The sequence below is a fragment of the Limisphaera ngatamarikiensis genome, assembly GCF_011044775.1.
Taxonomy (GTDB): Bacteria; Verrucomicrobiota; Verrucomicrobiia; order Limisphaerales; family Limisphaeraceae; genus Limisphaera; species Limisphaera ngatamarikiensis.
Genome location: NZ_JAAKYA010000074.1, coordinates 1 through 511, shown reverse-complemented (window position 1 = coordinate 511; position 511 = coordinate 1). Strand labels below are relative to the sequence as shown.

Here is a 511-nt window from a genome sequence, read left to right as displayed (position 1 = left end):
CAGCGCCCAGGTCGACGGCTCCGGCACCGGCCGGGCAATAATCGGCGCGTTGGGAATGGAGTTGTATGCCCAACCCGGCAGCACTCCGCCGTCCACCTCCCGCAACGGCAACGTCATGTTCGTGCCCGTCAGATTCCGGCCCGTGTCGCTGTCCGAATCAGGCCACACCCCCGGAGCCCACAACTCGGCTGCGCGAATGCACACATCAGCGACCGGCTCGGGGCTCGTCAGGAAAACCGGCGAACCGGCAATCTCGTCAACCAGAATCAGTTTCCGACCATCCGGCCACACAATCTCGCGTGGCGTGCCCAGCCGCTCGGACAACTCGTCCAACGCCTTTTCCTTGGCCGCCTGCTCGGCCGCCGAGCGTGCCGCCCGTTCGCGCAAGGCTGCAAATTCCGCTTCAATGGCCTGCCGGGCTTCGTCCGACCAGCTCTGTCCGGGCGGAATCAGCGCCCGCATCTGGGGCGCAAGTTCGGCCTTCCTCTTCTCCCACGCTTCCTGGGCCAGA

At 66.1% G+C, this 511-nt stretch carries 1 protein-coding gene; it reads right to left on the bottom strand.

Features of this window, described 5'->3' with window-relative positions:
* A partial coding sequence (locus tag G4L39_RS14715) for a hypothetical protein (protein ID WP_205880957.1) occupies window positions 1-511 on the bottom strand: 511 nt, incomplete at both ends.